This window comes from Niabella yanshanensis, from assembly GCF_034424215.1.
In the GTDB taxonomy this organism is placed as follows: Bacteria; Bacteroidota; Bacteroidia; order Chitinophagales; family Chitinophagaceae; genus Niabella; species Niabella yanshanensis.
Genome location: NZ_CP139960.1, coordinates 1,775,640 through 1,792,056, shown reverse-complemented (window position 1 = coordinate 1,792,056; position 16,417 = coordinate 1,775,640). Strand labels below are relative to the sequence as shown.

At 43.6% G+C, this 16,417-nt stretch carries 14 protein-coding genes; 10 read left to right on the top strand and 4 right to left on the bottom strand.

Annotated elements, in window-relative coordinates:
- Window positions 1-246 precede the first annotated feature (246 nt).
- The 3 genes from U0035_RS06970 (at window position 247) to U0035_RS06960 (ending at window position 3,662) form a co-directional block, all read left to right on the top strand.
- Window positions 247-2,232, top strand: coding sequence for a vWA domain-containing protein (locus U0035_RS06970; RefSeq protein ID WP_211316338.1), 1,986 nt, complete (start codon window positions 247-249; stop codon window positions 2,230-2,232).
- Window positions 2,233-2,369: 137 nt separating this feature from the next.
- Complete coding sequence (locus tag U0035_RS06965) at window positions 2,370-3,065, top strand: porin family protein (RefSeq protein ID WP_114789289.1); 696 nt, start codon at window positions 2,370-2,372, stop codon at window positions 3,063-3,065.
- A gap of 102 nt (window positions 3,066-3,167) precedes the next feature.
- Window positions 3,168-3,662 (top strand): hypothetical protein, encoded by a 495-nt coding sequence (locus U0035_RS06960; protein WP_245957591.1) that lies wholly within the window; start codon window positions 3,168-3,170, stop codon window positions 3,660-3,662.
- On the opposite strand, the gene U0035_RS06955 is transcribed toward U0035_RS06960, so the two are convergent.
- Both U0035_RS06955 and rocD read right to left on the bottom strand, forming a co-directional pair.
- Complete coding sequence (locus U0035_RS06955; protein WP_114789288.1) at window positions 3,659-4,267, bottom strand: VIT1/CCC1 transporter family protein; 609 nt, start codon at window positions 4,265-4,267, stop codon at window positions 3,659-3,661. The genes U0035_RS06960 and U0035_RS06955 overlap by 4 nt on opposite strands.
- Window positions 4,254-5,492 carry an ornithine--oxo-acid transaminase gene (gene rocD / locus U0035_RS06950; protein WP_114789287.1) on the bottom strand — a complete coding sequence of 413 codons (1,239 nt, stop codon included), beginning with the start codon at window positions 5,490-5,492 and terminating at the stop codon, window positions 4,254-4,256. Before rocD ends, U0035_RS06955 begins: the two co-directional genes overlap by 14 nt.
- A 235-nt stretch (window positions 5,493-5,727) precedes the next feature.
- Between rocD and U0035_RS06945 the strand changes: the two genes are divergently transcribed.
- The 3 genes from U0035_RS06945 to U0035_RS06935 all read left to right on the top strand — a co-directional run bounded on the left by U0035_RS06945 (window position 5,728) and on the right by U0035_RS06935 (window position 10,334).
- Entirely contained in the window at window positions 5,728-6,642 is a 915-nt protein-coding gene (locus U0035_RS06945; protein WP_162817749.1) for an alpha/beta hydrolase, read from the top strand.
- A gap of 9 nt (window positions 6,643-6,651) precedes the next feature.
- On the top strand, window positions 6,652-7,905 hold the full coding sequence (locus tag U0035_RS06940; protein ID WP_114789285.1) for a replication-associated recombination protein A: 1,254 nt from the start codon (window positions 6,652-6,654) through the stop codon (window positions 7,903-7,905).
- 272 nt (window positions 7,906-8,177) lie between these two features.
- The gene (locus U0035_RS06935) at window positions 8,178-10,334 is read left to right on the top strand and encodes a hypothetical protein (RefSeq protein ID WP_114789284.1); all 2,157 of its coding nucleotides are present in this window, start codon (window positions 8,178-8,180) and stop codon (window positions 10,332-10,334) included.
- 90 nt (window positions 10,335-10,424) lie between these two features.
- On the opposite strand, the gene U0035_RS06930 is transcribed toward U0035_RS06935, so the two are convergent.
- The gene (locus tag U0035_RS06930; RefSeq protein WP_114789283.1) at window positions 10,425-12,794 is read right to left on the bottom strand and encodes a S9 family peptidase; all 2,370 of its coding nucleotides are present in this window, start codon (window positions 12,792-12,794) and stop codon (window positions 10,425-10,427) included.
- An 86-nt stretch (window positions 12,795-12,880) separates the two neighbouring features.
- On the opposite strand from U0035_RS06930, the gene U0035_RS06925 reads away from it, so the two are divergent.
- The 4 genes from U0035_RS06925 to U0035_RS06910 all read left to right on the top strand — a co-directional run bounded on the left by U0035_RS06925 (window position 12,881) and on the right by U0035_RS06910 (window position 15,903).
- Window positions 12,881-13,324, top strand: a complete 444-nt coding sequence (locus tag U0035_RS06925; protein WP_114789282.1) for a GNAT family N-acetyltransferase — start codon at window positions 12,881-12,883, stop codon at window positions 13,322-13,324.
- Between the two features lie 98 nt (window positions 13,325-13,422).
- The gene (locus U0035_RS06920) at window positions 13,423-14,358 is read left to right on the top strand and encodes a ring-cleaving dioxygenase (protein WP_114789281.1); all 936 of its coding nucleotides are present in this window, start codon (window positions 13,423-13,425) and stop codon (window positions 14,356-14,358) included.
- Window positions 14,359-14,524: 166 nt separating this feature from the next.
- Window positions 14,525-15,139: an alpha/beta hydrolase gene (locus tag U0035_RS06915; RefSeq protein WP_114789280.1), complete on the top strand. Its 615-nt coding sequence runs from the start codon at window positions 14,525-14,527 to the stop codon at window positions 15,137-15,139.
- A 50-nt stretch (window positions 15,140-15,189) separates the two neighbouring features.
- Complete coding sequence (locus U0035_RS06910; RefSeq protein WP_114789279.1) at window positions 15,190-15,903, top strand: pirin family protein; 714 nt, start codon at window positions 15,190-15,192, stop codon at window positions 15,901-15,903.
- 16 nt (window positions 15,904-15,919) lie between these two features.
- Here the strand turns inward: U0035_RS06910 and U0035_RS06905 are convergent, their stop codons facing one another.
- Window positions 15,920-16,414 (bottom strand): hypothetical protein, encoded by a 495-nt coding sequence (locus U0035_RS06905; protein WP_114789278.1) that lies wholly within the window; start codon window positions 16,412-16,414, stop codon window positions 15,920-15,922.
- Window positions 16,415-16,417 lie beyond the last annotated feature (3 nt).

Below are 16,417 nucleotides of genomic sequence, written 5' to 3'. Positions count from 1 at the left end.
CAGCCAGCAGCGGACAGGGATAGAAAAACGGATATTAGAAATGCGTATTTTAACATAGCAAGTATTAAACGGCTGTTTGTTTATATACATTAGATGCGTTTCTTCGGAAAAATACACACGCCATTTATTTTTTTTATTTTTTATGCATTTTTTGGCTGGCTGTCATCCTTACCTAGAATATCCTGAGGTATCGGCCGGACGCTCATAGGAAATTCAATTCTTTCTTTAATCATTAAAAATAGCACCATGAAATATTTAAAATGGATGTTTTTATCATTAGCCATATTGACCTTTTTAGCCTTTGTTCAAAAAAATGTGACGATAACGGGCATCGTTACCGATACAAGTGGTCAGCCAATTGCTCATGCTACTGTACAGGAAAAAGGAACTTCCAACTCAACCAGTGCTGATGCAAAAGGGAAATTTTCGATTTCTGTAAATGGAAGCGGTTCGGTGTTGATCATTACTGCGGTAGGGTTTAACCAGAAAGAAGTCAGAACGAACGGTAAATCATCCCTTAAAATTGTATTGGAGCCGGCTACACAAAAAATGGAAGAGGTGGTGGTGACTGCCATGGGTGTACAACGTTCCAGTCAATTAACTGGTAGTGTAGCAGGTATTGTTCATCAAACCGCACCCGGCATCAGAATAAGGGGAGTTACAACACTAGAGGCAAAAAATTATAATATCCCCAACCAATCAGAATTACGTAAAAAGAGTTGGCCAGGACATGAAGATTTTAGTCGTGAAGGGTATGACCATATTACCGAAAATCCGTTCCTGAGGTCAAAGGATAATCCACTGTCTACTTTTTCAATTGATGTGGATGGTGCATCCTACAGTAATATCCGTCGCTTTATTAACAACGGGCAGCTGCCACCCGGGGGAGCGGTTCGTATTGAGGAGATGATCAATTATTTCAGCTATAACTATCCTCAACCTGCAGGGGATGTTCCTTTCAGCATCAATACGGAATACACTATTTGTCCATGGAATGAAAAGCATCAGCTGGTATCTATTGGTCTTCAGGGAAAAAAAATAGCAACTGAAAATTTACCCGCCGCCAATATTGTTTTTTTAATTGATGTGAGCGGTAGTATGTCTTCGCCCGATAAATTACCCCTGGTTCAGGCTTCTATGAAATTGCTGGCCGATCAGCTAAGACCCCAGGATAGGGTTGCTATGGTAGTTTATGCAGGCAGCGCAGGAGTGGTATTGCCATCTACTGAAGGAAATGAAACGATTAAAATAAAAGATGCGATTGATCGTTTGCAGGCTGGAGGCTCTACAGCCGGCGGTGCAGGTATACAACTGGCGTATAAAATAGCGCAGGAAGGATTTATAAAAAATGGTAATAACCGGATTGTGCTTTGCACGGATGGTGATTTTAATGTAGGGCAAAGCAGTGATGATGCATTGGAAAGGATGATTGAGGAAAAAAGGAAAAGCGGCATCTTTTTGACCGTTTTGGGTTATGGTACGGGCAATTACCAGGATGCGAAAATGCAGAAGCTGGCCAATAAGGGAAATGGCAATCATGCTTACATTGATAATTTAAGTGAAGCCCGCAAAGTGTTGATCAGCCAGTTTGGTGGTACGATGTTTACGATCGCAAAAGATGTCAAGCTGCAGGTAGAATTTAATCCCGCTAAAGTACAGGGATACCGGTTGATTGGATATGAGAACCGCATGCTCGCCAAAGAAGATTTTAATGACGATACAAAAGATGCGGGCGAACTGGGCAGTGGACATACTGTGACCGCTTTATATGAAATTATTCCTGTTGGCATTGACGCGCCTGAATTAAAAAACACAGATGGTTTAAAATATCAGAAAACAGAAGGTGCAGCATCCGGCTTTAGCAATAGTAATGAAGTAATGACGGTAAAGTTCAGGTATAAGGAGCCAGAGGAGGGGCTAAGTTTATTACTTGAAAAAGTAATTGCGGGTAGTCCTGTGAAATTGAGCAGTGCCAGTGAAAATATGCAGCTGGCTGCTGGTTTAGCACAGTTTGGAATGCTGTTGCGCAATTCAGCATACAAGGGGAGTGGAAATTACAATCTGGTTCTGAATATGATAACTCCTTTGGCAAAAAATGATAGGGAGGGGTATCGTGCCGAGCTGATAGAACTGGTTAAAAGAGTGTCTTCCATCAACAAAAACAATGATGGAGAAGCTATTTCGGGAAATAATAAAAAAGAACCTGCGCTGCGTTTTCTTTCTCAAAAATAAAACATAACTGTTTTATAATCAGTTGTGTCAGATGTTTCCGCGGCAATTTTGCTGAAATTGACAGTTTTTGGCACAGTATTTTAAGATGGTTGGGCAGAAAATTAATCTGATCCTAAGTAAACTTAAAACGAAAGATTATGAAACGTAAAATGATTATTGGAGCGGTAGCATTATTAGCTACCGCCGGCGTTACAAACGCACAAGGCTTTGCTGAAGCAAAATTTGGTGTCAAAGGTGGATGGAACTCTACTAATATCACTAATACCGGCAGCGGTGAAACCGACGAATCTAAAAGACTGAATACCTTCAATGCAGGTGTGGTTGGAGCCATTCCCCTGGGTTCAACATTTGAAATAAGAACCGGGCTTGACCTGCAATCGAAAGGTACAGAAGTAAGCTGGGATAACGCAGCTGGGAAAGGTTTTGCCAAAACAAATCCACTTTACCTGGAGTTGCCGGTAAATCTCGCCGTTATGCTGCCATTCAATGAAAAAGTAAAAGCTTATATAGGCGCAGGTCCTTACGGAGCCGTTGGAATTGCTGGTAAAAATAAGTGGGAAAATACTGTAGCAGGCGTGAAAACATCATCTGAGGATAAAATTAAATGGGGCGACGATGACCTGAATACAGAGGGTAACCGTGGATCGGGCCAGTTTAAAAGGTTTGACTTCGGAGCTAATATTATCGGGGGCGTTGATTTTGGTAAATTTGGTGTACATGCTCAATATGGTTTGGGATTAACCAATACAACACCTGGTGAAGGAACTAATGATAATGCTAATAAAAGTAATCAGCATCGTGCCCTGGGTGTTAGCGGTGTATTTTATTTCTAAAGATATTTAGCAGATTTTTAAAAATGAGCGCTTCTTTACGGTGGCGCTCATTTATTTTTGCAGCCATGAAACGCGCCGGGTAACATTTTCACAGATAGGGGAATGTATAATTCAAGGCGCTACCTGCCTGTTGGCAGACAGGTATCCGGCAAAAATAATCGCGGCGAAGCCGCACTAAACAGTATATGGATGAATCGTTCCTTAATTTTTACGGTATTAGGCGTTATAGTATTAGTGGTGGCATGTTTTATGCCCTGGATGAGAATTGAAGATCCCGCTTTAACCATATCAGGTGTAGATACAACCGGGACCAGGTATGGTAAACCTGCATTAACCCATTTTATTTTAGCGGTCTTTATATTAGGTAGCGCCTTCATTCCCAAAATATGGGCAAAAAGGTTGGGATTATTATTTGCAGCCCTGAACCTCGCCTGGGCTATCAGGAACTTTGGAGTGATTCCACATTGCGAAGCCGGAGTTTGCCCCGAAAAACTGGCGGGTATCTACCTGCTGTTAATAGCCAGTATTGTTTTAATGATCACGGCGCTGTTTCCTAAGGAGCCGCCTGTTAAAGTAACGACTGGTACACAACTCTAGAAAAATCCGCCGGCATAATACGCTCCGATAGCAGCGGCCATACCCGATAAGGAAATCAATAGCATACCATTGACCGGCTTCTGGTTGGATAACTTGTATTTATAAAACCCCAGTGCAGCCAACAATAAAAACGGGATCAGCAGGGCAGCGTAATCAGGCAATTGCATCAGGTAATTGTTAATAAGGATAATGATACCTCCTGCCAGAAATCCCCAGAACACCGATAGGGCGTATTGTTTCGGCATCAGGCTGCTGGTGGCATTGCCGCCCTCCTGCCATTCTTTTTCCCAAACCTTATTTTCCTGTACAGTGTCATCCACCATGGCTTTTTTCAGGTGGTCGTCAATATCCAGGGATTGATAAATCTTGAGGATCTTGCTTTCTCCACCGCTGTTGTCCATTTCTTCTTTACGGGTATAATAGGCCCCGGCCGCTAATAACGCCGCTATGAAAACAAGGGCAATACCCGAGTAAATAAAAATCAGGTAGGTGTCAACACCTCTTGCCAACAGAAAGCAAAAAAGAGACAGTATAACGATCACCCCTTCGATAACGCCAACGATAAACGCTGGTAAAAAATCATAAAATGGTTTAGGACTGCTCAAAGGATTGTAGGGTTTGTTGAATAATAACAGTGCATTCTTGTAATTGTTCCTCCGTAATCACCAGTGGAGGAGCAAATCTTATTTTATCTCCATGTGTAGGTTTTGCCAGTAGTCCCCGTTCTTTCAGCGCCAGGCAAATTTCCCAGGCCATATTTTCATTGTCGCTGTCGATCTCAATGGCATTTAAAAGCCCTTTTCCCCTTACTGTTTGTATTAAAGGTGATGCCATTTTTTTTAATGCTTCCCTGAAATAAATACCCAGCTTTTCTGCCCGCCCGGCCATATCTTCATCCAGCAATGCCTGTAGTGCAGCAATAGCGGTAACACTAGCCAGTGGGTTGCCGCCATAGGTAGAGCCGTGTTCCCCGGGTTTAATGGTCAGCATTATTGCATCATCGGCCAATACAGCGCTAACGGGCAGCATGCCGCCACTCAGCGCCTTACCTAATAATACGATATCGGGTCTTACCTGCTCATGATCGCAAGCCAGCATTTTGCCGGTCCTGCATAAGCCCGTTTGTATTTCGTCGGCAATAAATAAAATATTATGTGCCTCGCACAGTTCTTTGCACTGGCTGAGATATCCATCTTTGGGAACAAACACCCCTGCTTCTCCCTGTATAGGTTCTACCAGGAAGCCCGCAATATTTTCTTCCGACTTCAGCACGTTATTCAATGCTACAATATCATTATAAGGTATGCTGATAAAGCCGCCGGCAAATGGCCCGAAGTTGTTTTTTGCCGAAGGATCGCTGCTAAAAGATACCACGGTAGTAGTGCGGCCATGAAAATTGTTATTACATACAATAATTTTGGCTTCATTTTCAGGAATTCCTTTTACCTCATAGGCCCATTTACGACAAAGCTTGATAGCGGTTTCAACCGCTTCAACACCTGTATTCATGGGCAATACCTTGTCATAACCTAATAGTTGGGTAATGTATTTCTCAAACTCGCCCAGCTTATCATTATAAAAAGCGCGGCTGGTTAAGGTCAGTGTTTGGGCCTGCTTAATGAGGGCTTCTACGATCTTCGGGTGACAATGACCCTGGTTGACTGCAGAATAGCCGCTTAAAAAATCATAATATTGCCGGCCCTCAACATCCCATACATATACGCCCTGCCCTTTAGACAAAACAACAGGTAAAGGATGATAATTGTGAGCGCCATATTGTTCTTCAAGCTCCATAAAATAGGGAGACGCTTGCTGTGTAGCGAAAGACATATCAGTTTCTTTTAAAAATGAGTAAACGGGTTTCAGATGAAAACATCAGCCGTCAGTGGTTCAGCAGGTCGAGATGCTGCTGTAAAAAAGAAGATATGTTATAAAGTTTTTTGATAAAATTACTTTGCACAAAGTAACGCGAAAATGGGAGAAAAAGCAAAAAGCATTTATAGTATTAAAAATGATTAAGTTTAATCCGGATTAAATACGATTAAAAATGAAAAGCCACCCTTACATGAAGCAGGTTTTTGTATTTCTGATAGCCATCACTATTTTTTCTTGTGGAAAAGATAAAATAAAGAAAGGCGATCCGGACACTGCGGTGCCGGGCAACTTCGCTGAGGCTAAAACCGAGCTCAACAAAATATATGGTAAGGATGATAACGCTGCGCAGGTGATGGATATTTATTTGCCTGCTAACCGGTCTGCCAGTACAACCAAAGTAATTCTTTTACTACATGGCGGAGCCTGGGCACTGGGCGATAAAAATGGTAACGATGATGACCCCTATATTAAAATCCTTTTAGATTCCGTAAGGAAAAGATATCCTGATTGGGCCATATTTAATATGAATTACCGATTGGCAACATTCAGCGGGAAAAATGTTTTCCCTGCACTGGAAAATGATATGGCTACGGCAGTAAAATATATTTATGATAATCGCCAGGCATTTGGAATATCGGATAAATGGGTTTTTATGGGTATGAGTGCGGGCGCTCACATGGCGTTATTGCAGGCATATAAAAACAATTCCCCCATCAGGCCAAAGGCAGTTGTAGATTTTTATGGGCCAACAGATATGACAGGTTTGTATAATTTTCATAGAGCCGATGGTGATCTGGCGCCATTAATTGAGAAACTGATGAGCGGCACACCTTCGTCCAACGCTGCTTTATACAACAGCAGTAGTCCAATTAATTTTGTTAATGCACAATCACCGCCCACGCTTATCATGCATGGTGGTAAAGACGATACAGTACCTGAAGCGCAATCTTTAGCTTTAAGCACTAAGCTAAAAGCAGCTGGAGTTGCAACTGTATACGGCGATTATTATTCTTTTCCTTATCAAACCCATGGCTGGTCTGATCCGGCACTTTGGAAAGACACTATGAGACTTATCGATGATTTTCTTACCACCAATGTGCCCTAAATTCGTGGCATGATTCCTTTAGCTGAACGGATAAGGCCCCGAACCCTGGATGATGTAGTAGGTCAGCAACACCTGATAGGGAAAGGCAGTGTGTTGCGCAAATCGGTAGAAAATAAGTCTCTCGGTTCTGTTATTTTCTGGGGACCGCCGGGAACGGGTAAGACTACATTGGCGAATATTATTGCACAGGAACTTTCTATGTCCTTTTTTGCGCTGAGTGCCGTAAATGCCGGTGTGAAGGAAGTTCGCGAGGTTATAGAAAAAGCCAAACACGAGTACCAGAGCATTTTATTTATAGATGAAATTCATCGCTTCAATAAAAGCCAGCAGGATGCTTTATTACACGCTGTTGAGAAAGGTATCATCACGTTGATTGGCGCTACCACCGAGAATCCTTCTTTTGAAGTTAACAGTGCCTTGCTGAGCCGTTGCCAGGTATATGTATTAAAATCGCTGGAAGAGAATGACCTGATTGCCCTGCTTCATAAAGCGATCAAAGAAGATGAGGTGCTCAAAAAGAAAAAGATCAACTTAAAAGAAACCGCTGCTTTAATAAATATCAGTGGCGGCGATGCCCGTAAACTGTTAAACCTGCTGGAACTGGTTGGTAATACTGCAAGGGATAAAGTAGAAGTGACCGATGCCCTGGTGATGGAGATTGCCCAGAAGAAAGTGGCTTTGTATGATAAGAGCGGGGAGCAACATTATGATATTATATCGGCCTTTATAAAATCCATGCGGGGGAGTGATCCGAATGGCGCTGTTTACTGGCTGGCGCGTATGATTGAGGGCGGAGAGGATGTGAAGTTTATTGCCCGCAGGATGGTGATTCTGGCCAGTGAAGATATCGGTAATGCGAATCCCAATGCCTTGCTGTTGGCCAATGCTGCATTTGATGCGGTTAATAAAATCGGCCATCCTGAATCGAGGATTATCCTGTCGCAATGTGCCGTATACCTGGCTACGTCGCCCAAGAGCAATGCTTCTTATATGGCGATTAATGAGGCTATGGCGACTGTAAGCAGGACGGGTGATTTGCCCGTCCCGTTGCATATCAGGAATGCGCCCACTAAACTGATGAAGAACCTCGATTACGGGAAAGGCTACCAGTACTCTCATAGCTATGATAATAATTTTTCAGAACAGGAATACCTGCCTGATGCCATTGCCGGAACTAAGTTCTACGATCCGGGCAACAATCCACGCGAGAATGAGCTACGCAATTATTTGAAAAAACTCTGGAAGGATAAGTATGGATATTGAGGGGTGAATGGTGAATAGGGATTATCTTAACTAACCTTAACCCCTTAATGTTTTTTTTACCATGAAGGAATTAAGGTGCATGAAGAGAAGTGTTAGGCAGCATAAGGCTTTAACTAACCTAAACTCCTTAATATTTATATTATTAAACCATGAAGCCGCCGCTCTCGCATAGCTTCTATTAGGTATTGCCAGGCACTGGTCGCCAGGGTATATTTGTATGTACAAATTCCGGGAGTAATTAAATACTCTAAACATAAAAAACACCCCATATTATGGCAACCTTTAAAATGCCGGTGCAGTTTGAAAAACCACTGCAGGAACCGGTGAACCTCTCTGTTATCCTGGCCGATGCGCAGGGAAACATTATCCAACAATCTCCGCTAGATGAAAAGGGAGACGCCAGCTTTGATGAAGCTCTTCTAAAAAGAGGCAACCTTCAGGTAGTCGTTCTCCCTAATACGGAAGACAGCCTGGAAGGTGTCACACATTTGCAGCAGCTGGAGCGCTTCCGGCCCTACATTTCATCTATCGACTGGAGTGAAGGAAACAGGCCTCTTATAAAACCCATACCTCCCATATTTACAGAGTATTGGCTGCTTCGTTTTTGCAGGGTACTGGGACGTTTAACTAAAACATATCTTATTGGTAACAACCAGGTACAGCTTCCCGTTTGTAAAGCCCGGGTAAATATCTGTGAAGTAGATAAAATATTCTGGCTGATCAGGAAAATCCCCGACTCCGTTATTCTGCGGATACCGGAACTTTTCAGGGTAACTCCAAAACTAAATATACCCAAACCCAATGTTTTAGTCAACCCGCAGATCACCCGGCCCAATATATTAGTACGGCCCGCTAACACCACACCCGTTGCCGAGCCGATCATTAAGCTGGAACCCGCGATAGCTGCGAGATTCAACACTGCCAATATCCCGGTACTACGGAATGAGCTGGTAAATAATTTCAAATTGCTCATCCCTCATTTCTGTCGCATTCCCTGGCTGTGGCCTTATTTTTATCGCTGCGATAAAATTAAAACGACCTACACTGATGAGAATGGTCGCTTTGATACCAATATTATTTATTTCACCAATGGTGACAAACCCGATATTTATATTTGGATAGAATGTTTGATCAATGGTGTGTGGGAAACAGTATACCGCCCGGCCATTGCCTGTAATACCCGTTGGGACTACGTATGCGGATCGGAAATCCATATCAGTATTACAGATCCCAGAGTTACCCCGAACTGTGGTCCTGCATTGGCTGGTGAAGCGGTATGGATACGAACCATTGGGAATTTTTCTGTAAGAGATGTATTACAGACTTCTAATAATACACCCGTCCAGGGCATTTCTTTTGAAAGAAAAGGTTTGTTTAGGTATGGCACCGATCATCGTTCTCCATTCGCAACAACAGCAACCAGCGCGAAGCTGAATTTCTCTGTGATCTTCGGAAGCGGTCTGCCCTTGTCTGGTGCAAAATATTTCCGGTGGATGTGTAAGAAAACGCACAATGAGGCTATGGTGCCCGAATCAGGAGCAGACATTGCTTTAACTGCTAATATACATCGTCCTTACCTGGTAGAGCGGATGGAAGGTATGATTAAGCATTTCGATGTAGGTTCGGTATTGTTGGGACCTCAAGCTGTCAATGGAAAAGCTTTGTACCTCATTCCACCTGCCAATCCTATAGGGTTTGAGGGGATCACCGATTCGGTTGGTTGGATGAGCATGGGCGTGTTTACAACCGACCTGGATACCCGTACACTCGCCGGCGATGGGCTCTATGAATTCTGGCTGGAAATATTTGACCAGGCGGGAAACCGCGTGAATCCATCACAGGCTTTTTTCCAGATCCCAACAGCCGCCAACTTTAATAGTAGTGAAACGGCATCAGGTGAATATTTCGGGGTTTGCAATGGCATGAATGCTTTCAAAATGGTGATGAGAATTGATAGCCTGAATAATAAAACGGTCGCGGAAATATATCCTGTACGACTCACCAGTGGCCCGGGCGGACCCTATAAAGTATCGAATCCCTGCGGCTTCCTGGATTATACCAACGGCGGAGATAAGAATATTTCCATTCCGTTTAAAGCCTACCAGGCCAATAATTTTGCTGATTTTTCTTTTAGTGTGGGCAGGGGTAATGCAGGCACCGGGGCTTATCCTACGGTAGCCAGTATCAGCGGGATGGTAATAGGTGATGCTGGCAGATACGTACGAGATGTGGATGGAGTATATATGCCGGATGACTCGCCAGACCTGGAATTTAGTCCTGATGAGTTGATGCAAACCTGCGCCGCCGGAGGAAGAGCCGCATTCACACAAAGCCTCTATGTAAATGCACTGCATGTGGACGGCTACCGGCAATTGGATGAGCTGGATTCCAGTGCCAGCGCTGCTTTTGCGCTAAGTAAATTAGCCTGAGGTGGTTGGAAGCTGTCAGACCTGAGTATATAACAATGAAGCCAACGGTTTAACCGTTGGCTTTTATATAATGCAGAAATCATTGCGATGCTATTTCTTCAACACTGTTTCAAACAGCTTAAAAATTCTTTTGTACTCGTCTGTCCAGCTGCTGGGTTCTACGAAACCATGATCTTCCATGGGGTATCCGGCCAGCTCCCAATTGTCTTTGCCTAGTTCTATCAGGCGTTGTGCCAGCTTTACGGCGTCCTGGTAATGTACGTTTATATCTACCATTCCATGACAGATCAATAAATCTCCCTTTAACCCGTTGGCAAAATATAAGGGTGAACTGCGGTAGTAGGCCAGGCTATCGTTATAGGGCTCATTTAATATGTTAGAGGTATACCCGTGGTTGTAATTGGCCCAATCTGTAACGGGTCTTAAAGCTGCCCCTGCTTTGAACACTTCGGGTTGGTTGAACATTGCCATTAAGGTCATGAAGCCTCCGTAGGATCCACCGTACAAACCAATATGTTGAGGATTCACTCCATACGTATCTACCAGGTATTTGGCAGCGTCCACATGATCACTCAGATCCTTACCACCCATATAGCGATAGATTCCGGTACGCCAGTCGCGGCCATAACCGGCGCTGCCGCGGTAATCAATATCCATTACATAGTAACCATTGTCAGCCAGCATATTATTAAACATAAATTCCCTGAAATAGCTGCTCCACCATTTATGTGCATTTTGCAGGTAACCGGCGCCATGTACAAATAATACAGCCGGCTTATTGGGATGTGGATTCGCAGGCTTATAAATTCTGGCATATACCAGTGCCCCATCAGCGGCTTTAAACGCAATAACTTCAGGATCTCTCCAGGTGTAGGATTTAAATTCCTCGCTTTGTGCTTTAAAAGTTATTTGCTGAGCAGTCGCGCCTGCTTTTGCAGGCTGCAGGTATAGCTCCCAGGGCTTATTGGAATAAGAGTGCAATACAGCGATATTTTTTTCATCTGGTGACAGGCTGGTTTCATTAGCACCTGTCATTGTAGTGATACGTTCTTTTTTACCCGTAGCAATATGGAGCTGGTAGCAATGCTTTTCGCCCGGATGCACCTCATTGGTAGTGATGTAAAAGAATTTTTTGTTTTGCGAAAGAATAGCTTCCTGTATTTCATAGTTACCGGATGTGAGCGCCTTCTGCTGCAGGTTCAACAGGTTGATGGTATATAAATGTGAGTAACCGGTTTTTTCGGATTGAAACCAGAATAGATCCTCATTGATCCAGCCCATGCTGTTGCCGTTGATACCGGGACCGCCGATCCAGGCTTCATCACGCTGGCGATCAAGCAGTATCAGCTTATTGATCTGCATATCCCAATGCATCAGCCAGCGGTCCTTGTTATCATCCGAATGAATTTCAACTACCAGGTGCTTACCCTTGGACGACCAGGAAACACCATAAACGGAAACTGACCTTAGTGCACCTTCTTTTTTTCTTTTATCAAAAGCTTTAGGATAATCTTTCAGGTAATCGGGCAAGTCCCTGATACCGGGAATAGATTCAAGGGGCAGTGTTAGCACTGTATCTTGTTTCCTGTCGTAAATATAAAAAGCTGAACTGCCCTGTTCAGCGCCTACCTTATTTCTGCCGGAGATATCAGTAGTATAGCCACTTTCTGTTACATAGTCGGGAATGATGGTATTTTTGGTGGTTGCCGGTTTAAATGCACGATAACTTACAAAACGCCCGTCAGGACTAATGTTTAAGCCTCTTACAGATCCTTCACGTACCAGCAGGTAACGAAGTGCTTTTTCCTTGGGTAAGGCCCTGCGGTAAGCGTCGCTGGTGTCATTTTTTGCTTTCCTTTCTCTTAACACGTCAAAGTTTACCAGCTGGTCGTTTTTTAACCACTCTTCTTCTTTTCCTCCTGTTGGCTTGCTTCCAAAATGGTTACTACCGGTGCCGATATTGGTGAGTTGTTCAGTTTCGCCGGTTGCAATATCCCAGGCATACAGGTTACTGTTACGGGTGTAAACGATCTTTTTCTCTCCAAAGCTAAACTGCGGGTTACTCTCGGCTTCGATGGTATTCGTAACGCGCCTGGTAATACGGGCGGCGATATCTGTAAAGAAAATGTCGCCATTCTTCTCAAATACATAACGGGTGCGGGCCAGGTTATACACGTAGCTGCCCGGTCTTGATAAGAACTGCCTTTGCGCAACGGTAGTTTTTTGCGGTTTGCGATTGTTGAGCGTGATAAAATAAAGCGAGTCCGCAGGTTTTTTGTCAGGGTTCCATAAAAAATACAAAGTATCCCCGGTGCGGTTCCATTGAGGTTGGGAAGGCGAACTGCCCATCCACTTCGGATCGCGCATTATTTTTTGTACGGTTAGAGGCGCCAGCTTGTTTTGGGCGGAAGCAGTTGGAAAATAGCAGCTAAAAATGAAAAGGAAAAATAATTTTTGCATCAAATACACTTTAGGGTATAAATTTAATTGTTTGCGATTTATTTTTTATGTTGCCAACGGTAGTATTAAAAAGTCAACCTGAATTTATGATCAATTGGATTTGCAAATCATTTAATGAACTCACACTGGAAGAGCTGTACGGCCTATTGCAGCTGCGTAGCGAGGTGTTTGTGGTAGAGCAGCATTGCTACTACCAGGATGTAGATGGCAAGGACCCCAAAAGCTACCACCTGATGGGATGGAAAGATGGAATACTATTGGCGTATGCACGTTTAATTCCCCCGGGCGTAAGTTATACGGAACAGTCGATAGGAAGGGTGGTATTGAAAAAGGAAGCCCGCAAATCGGGAACAGGAAAACTATTGATGCAGGAGAGCATTGCCCGAAGCAATCAGATATTTGGAAAGGCCGCTATAAAGATCGGAGCGCAATATCATTTGAAAAAATTCTATGAGCTACTTGGGTTTGAACAATGCAGCGATATTTATGACGATGCAGGTATTGATCATATTGAAATGGTAAATTCCTGAAAAATCACTTGAACCAGGTTAAGTGGTGCAGTTAATCTACCTTATTTCCTTTCAACTGTTATTGTCTCAATTTTGTGGAACAATTAAGGACAATAATTATGGACAATAAAATATTAGGACTGCATCACATCACTGCGATAGCAGGCAATGCACAGGAAAATTTTAATTTTTATACACAGGTGTTAGGATTGAGGTTGGTAAAGAAAACCGTCAACTTTGATGATCCGGGTACCTATCACTTTTATTATGGTAATGAAGAAGGCGCTCCGGGTACTATCTTAACCTTTTTTCCCTGGCAGGGAATACCTAAAGGGCGGACAGGAGCAGGTATGGCAACGGAGATCGCTTATGCTGTTCCTGAAGGAAGCCTGGAGTTTTGGAAAGAACGACTGAACCGCTACCAGGTAGAAACGGGTGATGTTACAGAGCGCTTTGGTGAGCAATATTTACCTTTTACCGATCCGGATGGTCTGAACCTGAGCTTAATTGTGCCCAAATCTACAGATGGCCGTAAAGGGTATGCAACGCCGGCAGTAGCGCAGGAAGTAGCCACCAAAGGTTTTTATAATACCACACTAACCTTGAACCGTTTAGAGCCAACAGCGAAAATTCTTACCGATATATTCGGCTACCAGCAAACGGAACAGGAAGGGAATCGCTACAGGTTTATGACCAATGCTGTTCATGAGGCGAACATCATTGATATATCGTTAGATGAGTCTGCCAAGCCCGGCTACAACGCAGGTGGCACCAATCACCATATTGCATTCAGGGTAAAAGACGACCAGGTGCAGATGAATTTCCGTGAAAAGATTTTAAGTGCGGGTCACCAGATAACCCCTAAGATAGACCGTGACTATTTCTACTCCCTTTATTTCCGCGAACCCGGTGGTGTGCTTTTTGAAATAGCTACGGATAATCCCGGTTTTACAGTAGATGAGCCCTTAGCTGAATTGGGTACTGCATTGAAGCTGCCTAAACAGTATGAGCCTTCCAGAAGCGAGATAGAGAAAGTATTACCGGTGCTGAAGTGAGTTGGGTATTTAACCGCCAGGGTGCTACGGCGCGAGGAAAAGTGGAGAGACACTTTAGCGTGGCTCGGCGGCCTGATGTCTTCGTGGTTAAACCGGGATTCAAACCGCGCTTAAATGTCCAAGTGTGTTCTACCCGGATAATTCAATAATTTTTTAAAAGCATATTATGCATTCAGAAAACATTATAACAGCGGGAAATATTAATGAACCTTCAAAGGCGTTAATCCTATTACATGGCAGGGGCGCCAGGGCAGCAGATATCTTATCACTGGCTGATCATCTCAATGTAAAAGATTACTTGTTACTAGCCCCGCAGGCCACTAACAACAGCTGGTATCCCCAATCGTTTATCGTACCTCTTGCGCAGAACCAGCCATGGCTGGATGGCGCCCTGGCATTGATAAAGGTCACCGTGGCAGCTGCTATAGCCAAAGGCATTGCGAAAGAGCAAATCTATTTTGCAGGTTTTTCCCAGGGGGCCTGTTTAACACTGGAATATATAACCCGCAATGCTGCAAGGTATGGCGGAGCAGTGGCTTTTACCGGCGGCCTGATCGGTGACCGTATTTATAGCGATCATTATAAAGGTAATTTTGATAAAACACCGGTTTTCATCGGGACCAGTGATCCCGACTTTCATGTGCCGGTTGAACGGGTGCACGATTCCGTAAACTTGCTGAAATCAATGGGGGCTGATGTTACGGAGAAGATATATCCCGGCATGGGACATACCATCAACACTGATGAGATCAGCCTGGCCAACAGCCTTATTTTTAAGTAAGGTCTTAGGCTTGAAACGTTTTACTTAAATTATTAAAGAAATCAAAAAATATGGAAACAGTTTTATTTCCTTCGGTGGATCGCGGTACCAAAGATATCGGTTGGCTACGCAGTAATTTTGTGTTTAGTTTCAGTAATTATTATAATCCGGTCAAAAGTGCCTTCGGTACTTTGTTCGCTTTTAATGATGATTACCTGCAAGTGGGAAAGGGGTTTGGTATCCACCCCCATATTAATATGGAGATCATCTCGATATTATTGAAGGGAAAGATGAATCATAAAGATACCATGGGTTACAGCACTGTGATTGAAGAAGGTGGGGTGCAAATTATGAGCGCCGGTAGCGGCCTAAAGCATGAGGAATATAATATTGGTGAAGAGAATGTGAATTTTTTGCAGATATGGATCTATCCCAAACAACAAAATATCAGTCCGCGTTATCAAACCCGCAGCTTTCCAAAAGCACAAAGAAAGAACCAGCTGGTTACCATTATTTCAAGTGAAGAAGGTTTGGCCCATTGCTGGATCAACCAGAATGCTAAACTTTCCCTGGGTTATTTTGAAAAGGGCCAACAGATTAACTACCAGTTCCGGCCGGAGAATATGTGTCTCTTTGTATTCAATATTTCAGGTGACATTACTGTAAACGGCCAGCCGGTACCTGGGCGTGATGCTATTGGCATCTGGGATACCGATAAAATTTCTATTGATTGCAATGAGGAAAGTGAATTTTTGATCATTGAAACGGTGATCAACCAAAAATAGTGGTGATTGGGGCTGTTTATACAAATAGCCCCCAGTCATCTGTGTATTCATCTTTTTCAAAAGTGCCGATCCATATTTTGAACAATTCCCTGAACTGGTCAATCTCTGCCCTGATCAAATCAACATATTGCTCTTCGGTCTCATCTTCAGCACCCAGAGTAAGCAGCGAGCTGGCTACGTGTTGTGCATTCTTACGAATGATAGCAGCATTCTCCATACGAAGCACATACATGCTTCCCACTTCAGAACTCCTGATCTTTACACCCACTTCGTATGCATCGCCTAACACCATGTATTTTAAATCGTCGGTGTAAGAAATGCTTTCGGCTTCCTCAGATTTGGTAGTGTCCAAAGCGCCTTTCAGCATCAGCATGATCTCCTTCCATTTCTGGTAAAGTGCTTTGCAGGCTTCCCTGGTGGGGTTCGGCTTCCATTCTTCACCTTCTTCATCATCCAGCGGAAGTCTTTCATCATCCCAGTCGGGCAGATCGCTCAGGTTGTCGATATGCATAGT

Excerpts from the sequence above, each read along its gene's own strand:
- U0035_RS06970 (WP_211316338.1), top strand. The coding sequence starts at position 247 with ATGAAATATTTAAAATGGATGTTTTTATCATTAGCCATATTGACCTTT.
- U0035_RS06965 (WP_114789289.1), top strand. The coding sequence starts at position 2,370 with ATGAAACGTAAAATGATTATTGGAGCGGTAGCATTATTAGCTACCGCC.
- U0035_RS06960 (WP_245957591.1), top strand. The coding sequence starts at position 3,168 with ATGTATAATTCAAGGCGCTACCTGCCTGTTGGCAGACAGGTATCCGGC.
- rocD (WP_114789287.1), bottom strand. The coding sequence starts at position 5,492 with ATGTCTTTCGCTACACAGCAAGCGTCTCCCTATTTTATGGAGCTTGAA.
- U0035_RS06945 (WP_162817749.1), top strand. The coding sequence starts at position 5,728 with ATGAAGCAGGTTTTTGTATTTCTGATAGCCATCACTATTTTTTCTTGT.
- U0035_RS06940 (WP_114789285.1), top strand. The coding sequence starts at position 6,652 with ATGATTCCTTTAGCTGAACGGATAAGGCCCCGAACCCTGGATGATGTA.
- U0035_RS06935 (WP_114789284.1), top strand. The coding sequence starts at position 8,178 with ATGGCAACCTTTAAAATGCCGGTGCAGTTTGAAAAACCACTGCAGGAA.
- U0035_RS06930 (WP_114789283.1), bottom strand. The coding sequence starts at position 12,794 with ATGCAAAAATTATTTTTCCTTTTCATTTTTAGCTGCTATTTTCCAACT.
- U0035_RS06925 (WP_114789282.1), top strand. The coding sequence starts at position 12,881 with ATGATCAATTGGATTTGCAAATCATTTAATGAACTCACACTGGAAGAG.
- U0035_RS06920 (WP_114789281.1), top strand. The coding sequence starts at position 13,423 with ATGGACAATAAAATATTAGGACTGCATCACATCACTGCGATAGCAGGC.
- U0035_RS06915 (WP_114789280.1), top strand. The coding sequence starts at position 14,525 with ATGCATTCAGAAAACATTATAACAGCGGGAAATATTAATGAACCTTCA.
- U0035_RS06910 (WP_114789279.1), top strand. The coding sequence starts at position 15,190 with ATGGAAACAGTTTTATTTCCTTCGGTGGATCGCGGTACCAAAGATATC.
- U0035_RS06905 (WP_114789278.1), bottom strand. The coding sequence starts at position 16,414 with ATGCATATCGACAACCTGAGCGATCTGCCCGACTGGGATGATGAAAGA.